At 29.2% G+C, this 18,829-nt stretch carries 17 protein-coding genes; 1 reads left to right on the forward strand and 16 read right to left on the reverse strand.

From position 1 onward, the window contains the following. Positions 1 to 8: 8 nt before the first annotated feature. The 15 genes from rfaE1 to FYJ83_RS02060 all read right to left on the reverse strand — a co-directional run bounded on the left by rfaE1 (position 9) and on the right by FYJ83_RS02060 (position 16,589). The gene (rfaE1, locus tag FYJ83_RS01990) at positions 9 to 1,457 is read right to left on the reverse strand and encodes a D-glycero-beta-D-manno-heptose-7-phosphate kinase (protein ID WP_154438569.1); all 1,449 of its coding nucleotides are present in this window, start codon (positions 1,455 to 1,457) and stop codon (positions 9 to 11) included. 21 nt (positions 1,458 to 1,478) lie between these two features. After that, entirely contained in the window at positions 1,479 to 2,540 is a 1,062-nt protein-coding gene (locus FYJ83_RS01995; protein WP_195837889.1) for a glycosyltransferase family 9 protein, read from the reverse strand. Beyond that, positions 2,530 to 3,309: an O-antigen ligase family protein gene (locus FYJ83_RS02000; protein WP_195837890.1), complete on the reverse strand. Its 780-nt coding sequence runs from the start codon at positions 3,307 to 3,309 to the stop codon at positions 2,530 to 2,532. The genes FYJ83_RS01995 and FYJ83_RS02000 overlap by 11 nt, the downstream gene beginning before the upstream one ends. 446 nt (positions 3,310 to 3,755) lie before the next feature. After that, a complete protein-coding gene (wecB, locus tag FYJ83_RS02005) occupies positions 3,756 to 4,880 on the reverse strand; it encodes a non-hydrolyzing UDP-N-acetylglucosamine 2-epimerase (RefSeq protein ID WP_154438575.1) in 1,125 nt (374 codons plus the stop codon). 5 nt (positions 4,881 to 4,885) lie between these two features. Next, positions 4,886 to 5,995: a capsular polysaccharide biosynthesis protein CapF gene (locus FYJ83_RS02010; protein ID WP_154438577.1), complete on the reverse strand. Its 1,110-nt coding sequence runs from the start codon at positions 5,993 to 5,995 to the stop codon at positions 4,886 to 4,888. Beyond that, positions 5,995 to 7,014, reverse strand: coding sequence for a polysaccharide biosynthesis protein (locus FYJ83_RS02015; protein WP_154438579.1), 1,020 nt, complete (start codon positions 7,012 to 7,014; stop codon positions 5,995 to 5,997). Before FYJ83_RS02015 ends, FYJ83_RS02010 begins: the two co-directional genes overlap by 1 nt. Then, entirely contained in the window at positions 7,007 to 8,233 is a 1,227-nt protein-coding gene (locus FYJ83_RS02020) for a glycosyltransferase family 4 protein (RefSeq protein WP_154438581.1), read from the reverse strand. The genes FYJ83_RS02015 and FYJ83_RS02020 overlap by 8 nt, the downstream gene beginning before the upstream one ends. 8 nt (positions 8,234 to 8,241) lie before the next feature. Next, on the reverse strand, positions 8,242 to 9,216 hold the full coding sequence (locus FYJ83_RS02025) for an ATP-grasp domain-containing protein (RefSeq protein WP_154438583.1): 975 nt from the start codon (positions 9,214 to 9,216) through the stop codon (positions 8,242 to 8,244). Continuing rightward, entirely contained in the window at positions 9,209 to 10,141 is a 933-nt protein-coding gene (locus FYJ83_RS02030; RefSeq protein WP_154438585.1) for a 1-aminocyclopropane-1-carboxylate deaminase/D-cysteine desulfhydrase, read from the reverse strand. Before FYJ83_RS02030 ends, FYJ83_RS02025 begins: the two co-directional genes overlap by 8 nt. 6 nt (positions 10,142 to 10,147) lie before the next feature. Then, entirely contained in the window at positions 10,148 to 10,693 is a 546-nt protein-coding gene (locus FYJ83_RS02035) for a GNAT family N-acetyltransferase (protein ID WP_154438586.1), read from the reverse strand. Then, on the reverse strand, positions 10,686 to 11,321 hold the full coding sequence (locus FYJ83_RS02040) for a sugar transferase (RefSeq protein ID WP_154438588.1): 636 nt from the start codon (positions 11,319 to 11,321) through the stop codon (positions 10,686 to 10,688). The genes FYJ83_RS02035 and FYJ83_RS02040 overlap by 8 nt, the downstream gene beginning before the upstream one ends. A 12-nt stretch (positions 11,322 to 11,333) precedes the next feature. Further along, entirely contained in the window at positions 11,334 to 12,446 is a 1,113-nt protein-coding gene (locus FYJ83_RS02045; RefSeq protein ID WP_154438590.1) for a DegT/DnrJ/EryC1/StrS family aminotransferase, read from the reverse strand. A gap of 12 nt (positions 12,447 to 12,458) precedes the next feature. Beyond that, complete coding sequence (locus FYJ83_RS02050; RefSeq protein WP_154438592.1) at positions 12,459 to 13,088, reverse strand: winged helix-turn-helix domain-containing protein; 630 nt, start codon at positions 13,086 to 13,088, stop codon at positions 12,459 to 12,461. A 186-nt stretch (positions 13,089 to 13,274) separates the two neighbouring features. After that, on the reverse strand, positions 13,275 to 15,185 hold the full coding sequence (locus FYJ83_RS02055) for a polysaccharide biosynthesis protein (RefSeq protein ID WP_154438593.1): 1,911 nt from the start codon (positions 15,183 to 15,185) through the stop codon (positions 13,275 to 13,277). Positions 15,186 to 15,206: 21 nt separating this feature from the next. Next, on the reverse strand, positions 15,207 to 16,589 hold the full coding sequence (locus FYJ83_RS02060) for a Wzz/FepE/Etk N-terminal domain-containing protein (protein WP_154438595.1): 1,383 nt from the start codon (positions 16,587 to 16,589) through the stop codon (positions 15,207 to 15,209). Positions 16,590 to 16,795: 206 nt separating this feature from the next. Here FYJ83_RS02060 and FYJ83_RS02065 point away from each other — a divergent pair, with 206 nt between their 5' ends. After that, entirely contained in the window at positions 16,796 to 17,437 is a 642-nt protein-coding gene (locus FYJ83_RS02065) for a hypothetical protein (protein WP_154438597.1), read from the forward strand. A gap of 10 nt (positions 17,438 to 17,447) precedes the next feature. Here FYJ83_RS02065 and FYJ83_RS02070 read toward each other — a convergent pair whose 3' ends face one another. Then, on the reverse strand, positions 17,448 to 18,749 hold the full coding sequence (locus FYJ83_RS02070; protein WP_154438599.1) for an NAD(P)H-dependent oxidoreductase: 1,302 nt from the start codon (positions 18,747 to 18,749) through the stop codon (positions 17,448 to 17,450). Positions 18,750 to 18,829: the final 80 nt, after the last annotated feature.

An 18,829-nucleotide genomic window follows, 5' to 3' on the forward strand; every position in this document is an offset into this window, starting at 1 on the left:
AACCCCCCCTATTCATATGTTGATAAAATCGTTTCTACAATATTAGAAGTTGAAATCCCTTCAACTAATGGTATCAAAATAACTTTACCACCTTTTCCCTCAACTATATCTTTTCCTACAACATCTTCAATACTATAATCTCCACCCTTTACTAATAAATCTGGTTCAATTATCTTAATCAATTCATAGGGAGTATCCTCATCAAATACTACCAAATAATCAATAAAGTTTAAATTGGCTAGCATCTCTATCCTATCTTTCTCACAAACTATAGGCCTTTTTTCACCCTTTAAATTTTTTATAGATCTATCACTATTCACTCCAACAATTAATACATCTCCAAGTTCTGCAGCCTGTTTAAGGTATCTAACATGTCCTACATGTAGTATATCAAAACATCCATTTGTAAAGACAACAGTTTTATTTAGATGTTCTTTCTTAATATTTAGATACTCTTCGAGTGTAACAAGCTTTTTTATACTATCAGAGCTATTGTTAAAATATGCCTCAACTTCTCCAAGTTTAACTATACTAGTTCCAACTTTACCGACTTTGATACCTGCAGCAGCATTAGCTATTACAGCACTATCATAAAGAGACATATCATTCGCAATAGAAGCACCTAAATAAGAAAGTACAGTATCTCCTGCTCCCGTTACATCAAACACTTCTCTAGCCATAGTTGGTATGTGATTTATATTGTCATCTCCATCAATGAGTACCATACCTTTTTCACCACGAGTAACTAAAATAGCATTAGTCTTTGATAACATTTTAAGTTTCTTAGCTGCTTCAACCAACTCATTATCATTTGATATTTTACAATTTAATATATCCTCTAATTCTTTATTATTTGGTTTTAGTAAATATGCTCCTTTATATTTATCTAGATTACTCCCCTTTATATCAATTAATACTTTCTTTTTATTTTCATTGCATATCTGAATAATATCTTGTAAAAGATCTTGAGTAAGTAACCCTTTTAAATAATCTGATACTAAAACAATATCAAACTCTTTAATATTAGATTCTAGTTTTTCTAAAAGTATAGTCTTTAGATTAATATTTATTTCTTCATTATTTTCCCTATCTATTCTAATCATTTGTTGATTATTCTGTGCTAATAGTCTAGTCTTTACAGTGGTAGTTCTTTCCTCATCTGATACAATAAATCTATAGTCAATATTTGACTCTTTTAAAATATCTTTAAATATACTACCATACATATCATTCCCAATTACTGACATTAGAAATACTTGTCCACATATTGATACTAGATTTGCAGCTACATTTGCTGCTCCTCCAAGTCTATAATAATTATCCTTATAACTGAATACTGGAACTGGTGATTCAGGTGAAATTCTTGTAACATATCCAGAATAATACTGGTCAAGCATAACATCACCTATAACTAAAATCTTAGATGTTGAATTTCGTAAATTAACATATGATTTCATAATAAACTCATCCTTTTATCTCTAATTTAAAATTTCAATTGCTTTATTATATATTTGTTCTACTGTAATATCATTTAGACATTTTCTGTTATTGCATTCAAATAATTTATCTGTACCATAACAATACTGACAATCTATATTTAATGTTATATTATTACTCTTTTCTGAATATGGCCCTACTATTTTTGGATCTGTAGGTCCAAAAATAGTCAACGTATACTTACCTAATGCGTCTGCAATATGTAGCATACCTGTATCACCACCAATAACTAAATCACACTCATTAATTAAAGCTGCAGATTCCATTATTGTAGTCTTATTAATATAATTTATAACATTTTTATTATCCTTTAATTTTTCTTCATATTCCTTGATTTCTTGTTCTTCTTTTTTCCCACCTAATAAAATAATATTAAAATCATTTGTTAATCTCTCTATTAATTCCATATAGTTTTCTATCTCCCATTTCTTGGCTTCATATGGTATTCTATTAAAACCTTTTTTCTGCTCCACAGGATTAGTACCTATACATATTCCTATTAATTTATCTTTTTTATCAAAAATATCTAGTTTATTTTTTGCATTTTCTTCATTACCTTTATTTATATTCATAAAAGGTTTAGAATCATATATAGTTATATCCAATGGTTTTAAGAGATTTAGATTTCTATCAACTTTGTGTAAGCTATTATCTCCATCCATAGTAATATTGTTTTTTATTAATAATCTTTTATCAGCCTTTGATACTTCTCCAACTCTATTTTTACATCCTAAAATATAAAGTAATATTGCTCCTAATCGTCTATTAGATATTGGTGATAATATCCCTATATCATAATTCTCTCTTCTTATTTGTCTGATAAATTTGATGATTTCATTGAATTTCATATTTCTAAGATTTAAGAAATAATAAGTATCTACTAAACCTGTACAATCAAGTATTTCTGCATGGATACTAGATGCTACAATAACTGAAATTTTCGCTTCGGTAAAGTTTTTACGTAAATTATTAATTAAAGGTATAATTTGAACTACGTCGCCTAGTCCATGATGAATTTCAATTAATATTTTATTATATTTCATTTGCATTGCTCCTTTGTAAGTTTAACACTCTATTAATCCCTATAGCAACAATCAACCATAAAAATAGACTTAATGCTAATTGCCCTTGAAATAACATAACTTCAAAAGCAGAAACTGTTAGATTACCAATAAAAAAACATGTACAACTCTTAACTATAGGATCTTTTCTACACTTATGCATAAGGTTGAATATACTATTAATAAAAAGGATGACTGTAGCCAATCCAAACAATCCACTTTGAAGTGTAATTCCAATATAAGAGTTATGGGGTGAAATATTAAATATAGAAAATGCACTAAATCCATAACCAAATATAGCTCTATTTTTAATCAAATCAACAGCATAAATCCAAATATTATTTCTCCCTGACATTAAAATTTTTCCTGTCATACTATAAACTAATTCTGCAAGTTTAGGATACCAACTAAATTTCTCTAAATTAGGATATATAATAATAAATCCTATTAACAACGTAACAAGAATTATTTTTGAAAGTTTCCAAGTAAATGCCCTAACTCTTTTAAAACTCAATAGTAAATAAGTAAAAACTACTAAGATTAGCCCTAATAAAGCTGCTCTAGTTTGTGCTTTGAGCATTAAGTTTAAGAATAAAAATATATATAGAACAAAAATCTTTTTTTCACTAAATTTATATGCTAAAAATGATAATTCTATAAGCAAAAGAGAAAATATACCTAAAAATGTGGTTGTTGAAAAAAATGCTTTATATCCTATGGGAATGAAACCATATCCTAAAAACATGGGCATATAGCATAAAAAAATTATAATTAGAAAAACATAGGCTAACTTTTTATAACATATTTTTGAAAAATTTATATTGACTAAAAATAAAAGGTATACTAATAATAATATAAATTGTATTAATGGCTTGATATTAATTATACTAAAATCTATCATTATTGTTATAATATAACTGCATATAACCATAAAACTATATACTATTGGCTTTATCATATTTTTATTTAAATAATAATCTTTATTTTCACCTCGTAACTTGAACAAATACGAACTACTTACGAAAAAGAGAAGCCCTATAAAGCTTATCCCTAAATATCTGAAGTAAATATTCTCAAAATTATATAAAGGAATAAATATTAAAAAAATTAATAAAAAATTAATATGTTTTTTGCTATTTTGTTTTTTTATATTATACATTATTATCTACCTACTATATCTTTATTGTCATAACTAAACTACTCGCCCCAAACAACTCTATTTACATAATCAGTATAACTCAATATTATCCTAAGTACCTTCTCCGACACATTAGGCATACTATAGTCCCCAACTAGTTTCAAAGTATCTTTCTCTTGTGTCTCTAATACTTCTAATCCTTGAAGTATCCTTTCCTTTTTAAGACCTACCATCATAACTGATGCTTCTTCCATTGCTTCTGGCCTTTCATGGGCTTGTCTTATATTCAGTGCTCTAAATCCAAGAATTGAAGATTCTTCACTTATAGTTCCACTATCACTAAGAACAGCTTTTGATTTCAATTGAAGTTTTACATAGTCATTAAATCCTAAAGGTTTTAAGATCTTAATTAATGGGTTGAATTCAATTTCTTTAGACTCAATCATATTTCTAGTTCTAGGATGTGTACTTATTATTAAAGGTATATTATACTTTTCTACTACAGCATTAAGGCTTTCTATTAAATCTAAGAAATTCTCTTCTGAATTTATATTTTCTTCCCTATGAGCTGATACAACAAAATAATTTCCTTCTTCAAGTTCTAATCTTTCTAATACATCTGATTTCTCTATATCTTCTTTTCTTGAATTAAGAACTTCAAACATTGGACTTCCAGTTTTAATTATTCTATCTGCTGGTAATCCCTCTCTTAATAAATATTCCCTTGCTATATCACTATAAGTTAAATTTATATCTGCAATATGATCCACGATCTTTCTATTTGTTTCTTCTGGTACTCTTTGGTCAAAACATCTATTCCCTGCTTCCATATGGAATATGGGTATATGTTTTCTTTTAGCTGCTATAGCACAAAGACAACTGTTAGTATCTCCAAGTACTAAAAATGCATCTGGATTAACTTCATCAAGAATTGGGTCTATTTTAACAAGAATATTTCCAATAGTCTCCACTGCTGTTCCTGTAGCTGCATTGAGGAAATAATTGGGTTTTTTTAAATTGAAATCCTTAAAAAAAACCTCATTTAGTTCATAATCATAATTTTGTCCTGTATGTACTAAAACATGATCTATTGCATTTGACTCTTCTAGTTTGTTTATTACAGCAGATAGTCTTATAATCTCTGGTCTAGTACCTACTACTGTCATCACTTTTAGCTTTTTCATGAATTTTAAACCTCCAAGAAATATGTATCAGGATTTTCTGGGTCAAAAGTTTCATTTGCCCACATTACAGTTACTAAGTCTTCATCCCCTACATTTATTATATTATGAGTGTAGCCAGTAGGAATGTCTACTACTTCAAGTTTTGTCCCACTGACCCTGTATTCTATTATTTCATCTGAATCTATCTTTCTAAACTTTATTATCCCTTCTCCACTTACTACAAGAAACTTTTCATTTTTTGTATGGTGCCAGTGGTTTCCTTTTGTAATTCCTGGCTTGGATACATTTATTGACACTTGTCCTCTCTCAGGAGACTTTAAAAATTCTGTAAAAGAACCTCTATTATCTATATTCATCTTTAGTGGATATGAAAACTTATCTTCTGGCAGATAGCTTAAGTATGTACTATAAAGTTTTTTAGTAAGTGGGTCTTTCATATTTGGCACATAAAGATTAGTCCTACTTTCTTTAAAACCTTTTAAAATTTCTGCTAATCTACCTAGTTTTATCTTGTATGAAACTGATAAGATACAATACCTTCCTATTCTAGATGTATTTGCTTCTAATACATTTATAAATTCTTTAACTACATCATCTATATAGGCTAATTCTATTTCTGCTTCTGAATCATTTATTTGTATCTCTAAATCTCTAGATATGTTATAACAAAATGTAGATACTACTGAATTGTAATTTGCCCTACTCCATTTCCCAAATAAATTTGGGAGTCTATATACAAAAGCTTTAGCTCCAGTTTCTTCTTCATATTTAAATAATAGATCTTCCCCTGCCTTTTTACTTATCCCATAAGGGTTATCTCTTTCAGCTTGAATGGATGATGTAATAAGTACTGGTGCCTTATTTTTATATTTTTTTAGTAAACTAAGAAGTTCTGATGTAAAACCAAAGTTACCTTCCATAAACTCTTTTTCTTCTTTAGGTCTGTTTACTCCTGCTAAATGAAATACAAAATCAGAATCTTTAACGTAATTATCTAGTAATGAAATATCTGTTTCTCTAGTGAATTTATATATATCTTTATATCCTCTATTGTTTAATTCAGCAATTAAGTTTTTTCCCACAAATCCATTTGCTCCAGTGACTAATATCTTCATTAATTATTCCAACCTTTCAATTCATCCTTTACATAATCTAGCTGTAATAATTTTTCTTTAATTTGTTCTATATTTAAAATCTCTGTGTTATTTGAATTATATTCATTTTGGGTAGATAATTCTCTACTTCCTTCTATAAAGTATTTATCATAATTAAGGTCTCTTTGATCTGCTGGCACTCTATAAAACCCACCCATATCTTCTGCTGGCAAATATTCTTCTTTTGTAAGTAAAGTTTCGTACTGCTTCTCTCCATGTCTTGTGCCTATTATCTTGATTTCGTTATCTACATTAAATAATTCCTTTAAAGCCTGAGCCAAATCACCTATTGTAGATGCAGGTGACTTCTGAACCATAATATCTCCTGCATTAGCATTATGAAATGCAAATACTACAAGTTCTACTGCATCTTCAAGATTCATTAAAAACCTTGTCATATTAGGATCTGTAATTGTTAAAGGTTGTCCATTTTTTATTTGTTCAATAAATAGCGGAATAACTGAGCCTCTTGAAGCCATAACATTTCCATAACGAGTTCCACAAATAAGAGTTTTATCTGGATTAACCGTCTTAGATTTAGCAACAAATACTTTCTCCATCATAGCCTTAGAAATTCCCATAGCATTTATTGGATAAGCTGCTTTATCCGTAGAAAGGCATATTACCTTCTTAACACCCATCTCTATAGCTCCTGTAAGAACATTGTCTGTACCTAGTACATTGGTCTTTACAGCTTCTAGAGGAAAAAATTCACATGATGGTACTTGTTTTAATGCTGCTGCATGGAAAATATAATCTACCTCATGCATTGCATTTTTTACACTTGCTAAATCACGTACATCTCCTATGTAAAACTTCAACTTATCATTTTTATATTGTTTTCTCATATCATCTTGTTTCTTCTCATCACGAGAAAAGATACGGATTTCTTTTATATCTGTATCTAAGAACCTTTTCATAACTGCATTTCCAAAAGATCCTGTACCACCTGTTATTAACAAGGTCTTATTTTTAAACATTTTTAACCTCTCCTTCTAAGTGCTTTAATAATATCTCAACTGTTTTTGTTATATCATAATTTTGCTCTAAGTATTCTCTACCATTCCGTCCCATATCTTGTCTCAGATTTTTATCCAATGATAGCTCTTGAGCATATTTGATAAATCCATCTACATCTGTACTCTCACACCACAACCCACTACCTGATTGAGTCAATACATCTTTTATATCTGTATTAATATCTGTTGCTGCTAATATTGATAATGAATTTTCCATATAAGAAGTAAGCCTCGATGGAAAGTTTGGTATTGTAAATCTATGATCTAAAAAAATCAACCCAACATCAGCACAACCTATTAATTTATCATATTCTTCTTTAGGTAATCTTTCAAAAATACTTACCTTTTTAGGTTTGGTGTTTTCTATATGGCTATTTATTTTACTGAATTCTGTTCCACTTCCAACTATTAATAAATGTCCATTATCAATTTTATAGAATTCATCAATAATTTTAAGAAGAAAGTCTATTCCTTGGGGTTTCCCTAGATTTCCTCCATACACAAATAAGGTAGAGTCTTCTGGAATATTATATTTATCTAAAATTTGTTTATTTTTTTCTAGTTTTTCTTTTCTATTTATTGGTTCTATAGCATTTGGAAATATCTCCATTTTATCTTTATCTATATAGTTATTATGTTCTAAAATATAATCCAAATTCCCTTGAGACATACATCCAATTATGTCTGAATTCTTATATAGGTTAATTTCCTTTTTTCTAAAAAATTTATACAAGATACTATCCTTTTTGATCAAATCTATATCTACTGCATTTTGAGGAAATATATCTTTAAGAATTAAATATGTTTTACTATTATGATGTTTCTTATAGTATTTAATAATCTTATTAAATGTTATAGGTGGAGTTGAATACATTACCATATCAAAATGAATATCGTTGAAATTATCTTTTATAGCATTTAAATATTGATTTTCTATCATTAAAGTAGATATTCCTTTTTCTATAAAAGACTTGGTAGCAGTAATATTTCCTGTTTTTACTTTTAAAATATTAATATTATCCTGTTTCAATAACTCTGTTGGTAAATTTTCACGTCTTTGCCTTGGAGAAACAATATATATATTTATTCCTCTGTTACTTAATTCTCTTATTAAATCTGTATATATGCCTCTTTGATTTATGTCTTCCATTTTTGATAATGTTAGAAATAATATATTCAAAACTCCACCTACTTCCTAACAATCTTCACTTCATTATATTTCATCATATAAATTCCTTCTTCATACTTCCCTATTACATTCTCATTTTTATTTCCTTTAATATTCTCAATAATCATCTTAGGAATATTTACTCCACTTTCATATCCATGAGGATATCCCCCACCAAAACGGGGATTTACTTCTGAAATATAATACTCACCATTAACCTTAAAAATATCAATATCAATAATTCCTTTAAATCTAGCTTTCTTTACAAGCTTTCCAATTAATCTAAACAACTTCTCATCCTTAATAGACACTGATTTATCAGTCTCCCCTGCTCTCATCTTAATCTTTTCTTTTGTAAACATAGCCACTGGCTCACCTGAAATCATATCTATATAAACATCTGCACCATATTCAATTCCATTCATAAATTCCTGTATCATTAGATTATCAAACTGACCAAATAGTACTTCTACTTCTTCTTTTGAATTAACTTTATTTATATTTATACTTGCACTTCCTTTTACTGGCTTAACAAATACAGGATAATTTATCACTTCTTTTTCTATATCTTTATAGAATTCTTCTTTATCCATATAACTTCTTATGGTTTTAAATTCATTCTTAACCAAAAATTTATACATCTTATACTTATCAAAACATAATTCTACCACATCATAATCTGATACTATTGGAGTTGTACCTATCTCAATAAATTTCTGTTTATGTTCTGCTAACAGACTAAGCTCGGAATCAATTAGTGAAAATACACCTTTTATATTGCTTTCTTTACAAATTGAAAGAATAGTATCCAAATATCCTTCTTCATCCATCTTAGGAACAATAAAGTGTTTATTTGCATCATATAATGCTGGTGCAAGTTCACTACAATCTGTTGCTACAACTTGTCCTTTCCCAACTAATTCTTTTTTGAAATATTGAACTATTTTATTTCTTGTACCACAACTTAATATTAGTATATTAATATCTTCATTCATTAATTAATACCTCCAAATCATCAAAAAATAACGGTGTACCTCCTGTATGGATAAAAAGTATGTTTTTACCTTTTATCTTGTTTTTTTTAATGTATTCATACATTCCCCAAAATGCTTTCCCAGTATAGGTAGTATCTAAATAAATTCCATCTTCTATAAGAAACTTTTTAATCTTATCTAAAATTTCTTTATTATAACAACCATATCCTTCAAGTACATAATCATCTATAAAATTAACTTTACCTATATCCACTTTATCCTTTTTTAGATATTCTAAATAACTATTTACACTATCTAATACTACTTGTCCCCCATAAGGGTTTTTTCTTGCTATACTTATTCCAATTATTTTTTTGATGTCATTATTTAATATTTTTCCACAAATTAATCCTGCTTGAGTTGTTCCAGTTCCAGATGCGTGAAATATATAGTCAAATTTAATTCCTTCGATTGATTCATATTTTTTAATTTCTTCATATGCATCAATATACGCTTTTGTACCTATATTTCCATGTCCTCCACCTTGGATAAAATAAGGATTGTAACTTTTATTCTTTAGTTCTAGTATTTTGTTATCAATAGTTTCTTTTACATCAGATACTGGACATTGAATAATCTTTGACCCAAACAGCTCAATCATTTTACTATTAAAGGTCGATTTATAATTTTCTATTGGAGAAATTATATAGCACGGTAATCCTCTCATTGCTGACATATTCGCTATCACTCTACAATGATTTGAGCTACTACTACCATATGTAATTATAGCGTCTACATTAGTTTTATCTATCTCTTCAAAGAATAATTTAGCTTTTCTTGCTTTATTTCCACCAAAGGATGTGGGAAATAAGTCGTCTCTTTTTATATAAAAATCATTATTTAAATTCAAACAACTTCTTAATTTACTAATTGCTCCAGAGTCCATTATCGATTAAACATCCTCTCTAAATACTCCTTCTGGAATAACATATTTGTCTTTATATACTCCCAAACAATACCTATCAATATATCTTCCGTTCATATATAAATCTTGCTTTAAGCAACCTTCTACCTCGAATCCTCTTCTCAAGTCTAATTTCATGGCTTTTTCATTCTCAACCTCTGTATATGCATATACTTTATTTAATTGTAAATCCTCAAATGCATATAACTGGTTAAGATGACCTGCACGAGTTGCAATACCTTTTCCCTTATATTGATGTTCTCCAATTACTATATAATCTTCTGCCTTTTTATTTTTATAATCTATAGATAATAACCCAATTAACCCTACGGGTATTCCATTATATTCAATCACTGCATCAAATCGATCTTGTCTGTCTTTATTTTTTTCAAACCAAGCACATGTCTTATCATATTCTAAAGGTAAATCATAGTGTAAATAAGTATTATTTTTACTGTCATTTATCCACTTTATTTTATTTGGAATATCTTCAAATTTAAACTTTCTTATTATTAAATCTTTATATCTATACATTTAATTCATCCTCCGATACTTCTATATTTAAATTTCCGTACACACTTTCTTTATTTACAACTTGTATTATTGTAAATAAAATAATTTTAATATCTAGCCAAACATTAAATTTATTTATATACTCATTGTCTACTACGATTCTTTCATCCCATGTTACTGAATTTCTAACAGCGACTTGAGCTAATCCTGTTATTCCAGGCCTCATTGAAAATCTCTTCTTTGACCCTTCTGGATAATTGGCATATCCGTTATATGGATGATATACAACTGGCGGTCTTGGTCCTACGAGACTCATTTCACCTTTAATGACATTAATTAACTGTGGCAATTCATCTAAACTAGTTTTACGAAGCACTTTCCCAATCTTTGTAATACGATTATCTAATTCGCTTTTTACTCTAATCCCATCTCCAATATTTTCAGCATTTACCACCATAGTTCTGAACTTTAATATTTTAAATACCTTACCATCTTTTCCTAGTCTTTCTTGCTTAAATAACACTGGACCTCTTGAATTAAGTTTAACTAATATTGCTATGATTAGTAAAATAGGCGAAATAATAATAACCCCTACTAGACTCCCAAAGAAATCCATTAACCTTTTTAAAACTAAATTAAAAGTTCTCATTCTACCACCTACTTACTCCCAAAGTTTTTTAATAATCCCTACTACCCTACCCAATTCCTCATCCGTCATCTTAGTATCACTAGGCAAACAAACTCCATTCTCAAATAATCTTTCCGCCACATCTCCACCAACAAAATCATACTTCTCAAAGAAAGGCTGCATATGCATCGGCTTCCACACAGGTCTACTCTCTATATTTTCCTTCTCCAAAGCTTCCATTATATCAATAGGTCTAACTTGTCCACTTAAAGTAATACAAGATAACCAACAATTAGGATCATTCCATTCATTTATAGGCATGAAGTCTATTCCTTCAAGTTCACCTAACTCTCTCTTATAAAACTCAAATATATATTTCTTCTTAGCTACTCTTTCATCAAGCACTTTCAACTGCCCTCTACCAATTCCAGCCACCACATTACTCATCCTATAATTAAATCCAATTTCACTATGCTGGTAATGTCTTGCTTGATCTCTTGCTTGGGTTGACCAAAATCTTACTTTTGCTATTCTTTTTTCATTTTCACTTACAAGCATCCCACCCCCTGAAGTAGTAATTATCTTATTTCCATTAAAGGAAAATATTCCATAATCTCCAAAGGTTCCAGTATGTTTTCCCTTATATGTAGTACCCAGACTTTCGGCTGCATCTTCTATTAATCTTACATTATGTTTTTTACAAAGATCCACTATCCTATCCATGTCAGCAGATAATCCATATAGATGAACTACTATTACTGCCTTTACATTTGGATATTTCTCAAAGGCTTCTTCTAATGCTTTTGGACACATATTCCATGTTTCATAGTCACTATCTATAAATACAGGTATTGCATTTTGATAAATAATTGGATTTGCTGTTGCTGAAAAAGTTAATGATTGACAAAATACTATATCTCCTTCTCCTACTCCAGCTGCTTTTAAAGCTAAATGTATAGCAGATGTTCCTGATACTAATGCTGCGGCATATCCACTTCCCACTTTCCTTGCTAGTTCTTTTTCAAATTCATTTACATTTGTACCTAGTGGTGCTATCCAATTTGTGTCAAATGCTTCCTTTATATATTCCATTTCATATCCTTCATCACTCATATGTGGTGAAGCAAGATAAATCTTATTATCCATTACTCTTCCCTCCTATCCAAAAAATCTGACTACCCTACCCCCATCATATCCCACTTCTTCAAGTCTCCTTCTTATACTATCCTCATATGTATAACTGGTAATAACTATGGCATCATGATTGTGGTTTCTTGCTTCCTCCAATGGAATAATTTTATATCCCATGAGCATCTTGTCTTGTAATGATAAATCATCATCTATTAATGCTACTATATTTAATTTAATATTTTCTCTATCTCTTATTACACTGAGTATAGTTTCAGCAACTTCTCCTGCTCCGTATAGAAGTATATTTTTATATCCTCTATTTTCTAAATCTTTGATAAACCTTTCTATATTCTCCTTAGCTAATTTATATAGTTTCATCAATTCATGTAAATAAGTAATCAATAGAAAGTTCTTTCTTCTTATTCCATCTGATGTTATTTTATATTTCACTACCTTTGAAGATATATATTCTCTTTCAATATATCCTTTTTCTTCATAAGCATTAATATATACATTGATCATGGAAGGCGCTGCATTGACCATGTCCGCCAATTCTTTTTGTGTAGTATCTTCGTTATTTTCTATATGTTGAAGTATGGTCAGTTCTTTAAGCTCTGATGTTGGAGTAAGAAATCTAATCTCCTTTATAAAATTCATGTTAACCACCTTCCTTTTTAATTCTTCATTAAATTAAAATATGCTATAGTATAATCATTCAATGAACGAATAATAATATTATAGCATATTTTGGCAAATAGCAAAAGATAATTATTATTATAAGCTTAATAAAAATATAAAAAGGTAAAGCATATCAACTAATGCTTTACCTTTTAAAATTAATATCTAGTTGCTATCTATATTAACTGCCACTTCATCTAATCCCATATTTATTTCTTCTAGGGCTAAAGAGTCTTCTAAGTTTATTGTTGGGTTATATGGTATATAGGTAGGCACTATATCCGATAGCACTTTTTTTATATTCATAGAATTATTTGTCTTTATAGCATATTTTAACTCATCTATAAACTCCATCATTTTATCATGTTTAAATTCCATAGGTTCTTCTATATAAATTTTATCATGAGATGTTTTTTCCATTATTTCTGTATTTAGGAGTAATTCTTCAAATAATTTTTCCCCTGGTCTAAGTCCTGTTATCTCTATTTTAATATCTATATCTGGCTCTAGTCCTGATAAAGTTATTAAATCTCTAGCTAAGTCTATTATCTTAACTGGTTCTCCCATGTCTAAAATAAATATCTCTCCACCCTTTGCCATAGAACCTGATTGGAGAACTAATTGACAAGCTTCTGGTATGGTCATAAAATATCTGATAATTCTTTCGTCTGTTACTGTAACTGGTCCACCTTCTGTTATTTGTCTTTTAAACAAAGGTATTACACTACCATTGCTGCCTAGTACATTTCCAAATCTAACAGCCACATATTCTGTTTTACTAATAGCATTGTATGTTTGTATAATCATCTCACAAACTCTTTTAGTAGCTCCCATTACATTTGTAGGATTAACTGCTTTGTCTGTAGATATCATAACAAATCTATTTACTCCATATTTATCTGCAGCTTGTACTACATTTAATGTTCCAAAGACATTATTTTTTATAGCTGCCTTTGGATTGCTTTCCATTAGAGGTACATGTTTATGTGCTGCAGCATGGAATACAATATGAGGTTTTTTTTCATCAAATATTTCTTCCATTCGCTTTTTATCTCTTATGGATGCAATAAATACAGTTAAATTTAAGTCCTTATATCTTTTTAAAAGTTCATTTTGAATATCGTATGCGTTATTTTCATAGATTTCCAATATCATCAGTTCACTAGGTCTAAACTTAGCAATTTGTCTACATAGTTCGGATCCTATGGAACCTCCACCGCCAGTTACCAATACTCTTTTACCACTGATAAAAGATGATAGTCCTTCTAAGTCAAGTTTTATTTCATCTCTACCTAGTAAGTCTTCTATTTGAACATCACGGATTTTAAAACCATCTTTATTTCCATCTATAAGTTCATATACCCCTGGTAAGATTCTAGTCTTGCACTTAGTGTTTTTACATTCATTTAATATACTTTTCCTATCATCTGATTTAGCAGAAGGCATAGCTATTATTATCTCATCTATATTATATTTTTTACATATCTTTGATATATCTTTCCTATTCCCTAATACTGGAACTCCATTTATATGTTTTCCCTTTTTATTAGGGTTATCATCTATAAAAGCTATTGGCTTACTCCTAAGGTTATCATGATTTCTTAGTTCTTTTAATGCCATAACTCCTGCAGCCCCTGCTCCAATTATTAGTACCCTTTTATAATTATCTATACTAGTCATACCATGTTTTATTCGCCTAAATATTCTATAAAAAAATCTACTGCCCCCTACCAATAGAACTTCCATCATAGGAGCTATTACATAGATACTTCTAGGTAATCCTATATTTGCGAAAGTTAAAAATATTACAGATAGAATATTTGCAGTAATAACAGCTGCTACCACTTCTATCATTTCATCAATACTGGCATATTCCCATAAACTATTATAAAGTTTGAAAAATCCAAAGGTTATAATTTTAATTATGGTTATTACCACCATATATCTTACAACTAGTTCTTTCTTCTCAAAAATAGGATTCCATCTATCAAAATTAATATAAATTGCTAGTAAACATGAAATATTTATAGCGATAATATCCATAAACATTAAAAACACCGCTCGTCTACTTCTCATCTCTATCACTCTTTATCTTTTCTATTTTGTACTTTTCACTGTTTTAGGATTAGTATTATTTGGGTTAGTATTTTTCCAGTATTCTCTAAAGAAAACTACAAATATACCTAACATAAGCCCTAAAACTCCAGCAATTGCCACATTTAATTTCATATTTACGTCATTATATATTTCCACTGGTGATATTTTCATTATGGCTTTGGAGAACTTAATTTCATAATATTCTGAAGCTGTTTCATTGATTATATCTATCCATTCTATAAGTTTTACTTTAATAATATCTGCAAGTTCTAATACATCTTTCTCAGCTCTTTGTTTGATTTCAATATCTACATCATCATTTTTTAGTTTCTCTATTTCATTTAGATAATAATTAATATCATGGGATTTATTACTAGCATCTACTCCTGCATTAGTAGCTTTCTCTACTAATTTATCATAATATTTTTCAGAATTATCTATCTCTAATCCTTCAGTACTCATTCCTGGAATAAGTAAGGCATTGGTTTCCCTTTTATAACTTTCCATCATTCCTTTAGCTACTGACAATTCAGATTGCTTCTTGTTTTTTTCCAGTTCATCTCTTTTAATTCTATACTCATAGTTTATAATTAATTTTTCCATATTTTTAGTTAAATTAAAAGCACCTATTAAGGAATCCATTCTATTTAATTCAACTGAATCTATAATATCTAAGGATTTACTAATATCTGCAAAAGTCATACCTGTACGTGTAGATCTAAATTCAGGTGCTTCCCCAATTCTAGTATTTAAATAACTCTTCATAATAGAGATTTGATTGTTTATAACTCTAGAAGTCTCAGGATAGTCATAAGAACTATAGTCTATGGTACCTATGGCATTTGCTAATACTGCCTCTTCTGAATAATTGTCATTAAAATAGTCTCCATAGGAATCAATTATAGAATCTAGAATTTCTGTTACATTTTGAGTAGTAATCCCCTTTGATTTATCCACATCTAAAGTAACAACAAATTCATTGGGAAAATATGTATAATCTTGTCCTTCTTCCCTTTGTTTTTGAATATAAGTAACTATATGGTTAGGTACTATTGGTGTAATGTTTATATTTCTCCTGATACTATCTGTAGTTACTTCTTCATTAAGTTCAAGTGTTTCGATAACTGGCATTAGAACTGTAGGTGATTTAATTTTTTGGATGTCAAACTTAGTGCCATCTGGATTTAGTCCAGATTCAATTCCTTTGAAGTTTAATGAAATAATTATTTTAGCCCTTTGACTATTTTCTTTCATATAAAAAGATACTCCAAAAGATAATACTAAAGTTACTGCTACAATTAATGCAATTAGTCTTTTTCCCTTCAGTAAGGTTTCTATTAACTCTCTTAGGGAAATTTCTTCTATGTCGTTTCTTTCTTCCATTTTAATCTCCTTTCATCCATAAATAGACATTAATTCATATCTATATCTTAACAAACTTTTTAAATATATTCCACATATTTACAAAATTTAATATAATAATCTTTATATTTTTACAACGATGACAAACAAATACTCTTCAAAATAAAACATTTCAAATATAACAATATATGATATAATATTTTTATTACATATTAGGAGTTGATAATGTGACAAAAAGCAGAAAAAGTAAGCTATTTTTCATAGGAATATTAGCTATTCTTTATATTGTAATTTCTTTAAACTTTCACAAAATTAGATTTGCATTAAGTATCTTACGACTATATGGTCAAGATAAGAAAATCGAATCTACAATAGACGATAAAGCAAATAATGAACCTATTGTGGATAATCCTCTAAAGGATATATTGGAATCTGTAGGTGTTATGGACAATTCTAAAGATATTGAGGATACTAATAAAGAAAATAAGAAAAGCTCTAATAAAATCAATATTTCTGATGATAGAAAAAAAGACTATATCAATATTATAGACCGATATAATTCTACATTTGAAGATTTACAATCTGAATTTGAATCTCAATTGAATTCCTTAGTTAAGAAAGGTATTGCAGAATATTCTAATGGAGGAGTATCTACTACTAAATTAGCCAATAAGTATTTATCTATAGGTGCTGACCTTGAGAAGTCTAGCGATGCTAAGTTTAATAAGATATTAAAAGAAATGGAAAAAGAATTAAAATCCAATGGTCATGATACTTCTATTACTAAAGAAATAAAAAATTATTATACATCTTTCAAAGATGCAAAAAAAACAGATTTAATTGATAGGGGTATGAAACATGTAGATTAAACCATGGAATCTAGACCCATGGTTTTTCTTTACCTTCTTGTTCTTGTCTTAATTTATATATCTCTGTATTCTTATCTAATTCCACCATATCATAGGTAATAAACTCACCTTTTTTAATATCTTTCTTAACTATAGTATTGTTATCTATAAGTCCTATGGGAACTAGATTCTCTTTTTTGGCTACTTCATAAGTATCTATACTTCCTAGAATTGTATATTCTCCCATACCATCTAGCCTTTCTCCAGCCTTTAAATCTTTCTTAGCCATTGTAATTACTTCTGCCACTAGCTTGTTATATTTTGGTGCTATAGTAGGTTCATTATATAGATATGCCCTTGCAATGGAAATTGGTGTTTCTAAGCTTGTTAAATGGTATGGTCTATAAAGCACATAATTTGGTCCTGTTCCCATTTTTAGAAACTGCATTTCATGATGTACTTGAGGTAAAGATGTGGTTACCACCACAAATACTCCGGGAGCTATACCATGGGCATAATCCACTATTTTATACTTATCTAATAGTCCTCCATTTTCCTTTAAACTATATATTGTAGGCAAATCATCTACAATTGTTGTTGGTCCATATCCCCCTCTTATATCAGGAATAAATCCTGTAGAATTTGCCATGGCTGCCATTTCCACCATTGTATTTGTTCCATCTACAAATGATGCTAACTTTTTTGGATTAAGCTTAGATTTTAAGGCGGTTTCCCTTACACTATCAGGAGTAGCATTATAATCTATAGGATTATTTTTGCCTTTTCCTATGGCTAATACTTCAAACCCAGTGGCTTCTGCAAAATCAAAAATCTCCTTAACTGATCCTGGTTCGTCTCCTGCTGTACCTGTATATACCACTCCTGATTCTTTAGCCAATTTATTAAGTATTGGTCCTACTACTATATCTGCTTCCACATTTAACATTACAATATGTTTTTTATTACTTATTGCATCCCTGGCTATTTTTGCACCAGTATTAGGTACTCCTGTAGCATCTACTACTACATCTACTAAATTTCCTTTAGTTCCATATTCTGTTATATCTGTTGCCACATATTTATTCTTTTCCATAGCTATATTTATTTCATTTAGAGTTTTTGCTACTACAATATCATCTTTAGATATTCCTGCCAAGGTATAGGCTTCTATGGCATCGGATACTTTGTTGCTGACTACTAAAGAAGGAACCATCCCCTTTACTAGCATCATTTGACTTACTAAACCTTTCCCCATTAGCCCTGCTCCTACAAGTGCTACTTTTATATGTTTATTGTTTTCCTCTAACTCTTTTAGCTTGTTATTTAAACCCATATCAAATTCCCCCGACTCCTCAATAATATACCATACCATTGTATACCCTATGACTAGTTTTGTCTATTAATAATCATAAA

It is taken from the genome of Tissierella pigra (genome assembly GCF_009695605.1).
Classification (GTDB): domain Bacteria; phylum Bacillota; class Clostridia; order Tissierellales; family Tissierellaceae; genus Tissierella; species Tissierella pigra.

What these genes read in the sequence shown, in the direction of transcription:
- rfaE1 (WP_154438569.1), bottom strand. Translation starts at nt 1,457, where the DNA reads ATGAAATCATATGTTAATTTACGAAATTCAACATCTAAGATTTTAGTT.
- FYJ83_RS01995 (WP_195837889.1), bottom strand. Translation starts at nt 2,540, where the DNA reads ATGAAATATAATAAAATATTAATTGAAATTCATCATGGACTAGGCGAC.
- FYJ83_RS02000 (WP_195837890.1), bottom strand. Translation starts at nt 3,309, where the DNA reads ATGCCCATGTTTTTAGGATATGGTTTCATTCCCATAGGATATAAAGCA.
- wecB (WP_154438575.1), bottom strand. Translation starts at nt 4,880, where the DNA reads ATGAAAAAGCTAAAAGTGATGACAGTAGTAGGTACTAGACCAGAGATT.
- FYJ83_RS02010 (WP_154438577.1), bottom strand. Translation starts at nt 5,995, where the DNA reads ATGAAGATATTAGTCACTGGAGCAAATGGATTTGTGGGAAAAAACTTA.
- FYJ83_RS02015 (WP_154438579.1), bottom strand. Translation starts at nt 7,014, where the DNA reads ATGTTTAAAAATAAGACCTTGTTAATAACAGGTGGTACAGGATCTTTT.
- FYJ83_RS02025 (WP_154438583.1), bottom strand. Translation starts at nt 9,216, where the DNA reads ATGAATGAAGATATTAATATACTAATATTAAGTTGTGGTACAAGAAAT.
- FYJ83_RS02030 (WP_154438585.1), bottom strand. Translation starts at nt 10,141, where the DNA reads ATGGACTCTGGAGCAATTAGTAAATTAAGAAGTTGTTTGAATTTAAAT.
- FYJ83_RS02035 (WP_154438586.1), bottom strand. Translation starts at nt 10,693, where the DNA reads ATGTATAGATATAAAGATTTAATAATAAGAAAGTTTAAATTTGAAGAT.
- FYJ83_RS02040 (WP_154438588.1), bottom strand. Translation starts at nt 11,321, where the DNA reads ATGAGAACTTTTAATTTAGTTTTAAAAAGGTTAATGGATTTCTTTGGG.
- FYJ83_RS02045 (WP_154438590.1), bottom strand. Translation starts at nt 12,446, where the DNA reads ATGGATAATAAGATTTATCTTGCTTCACCACATATGAGTGATGAAGGA.
- FYJ83_RS02050 (WP_154438592.1), bottom strand. Translation starts at nt 13,088, where the DNA reads ATGAATTTTATAAAGGAGATTAGATTTCTTACTCCAACATCAGAGCTT.
- FYJ83_RS02055 (WP_154438593.1), bottom strand. Translation starts at nt 15,185, where the DNA reads ATGAGAAGTAGACGAGCGGTGTTTTTAATGTTTATGGATATTATCGCT.
- FYJ83_RS02060 (WP_154438595.1), bottom strand. Translation starts at nt 16,589, where the DNA reads ATGGAAGAAAGAAACGACATAGAAGAAATTTCCCTAAGAGAGTTAATA.
- FYJ83_RS02070 (WP_154438599.1), bottom strand. Translation starts at nt 18,749, where the DNA reads ATGGGTTTAAATAACAAGCTAAAAGAGTTAGAGGAAAACAATAAACAT.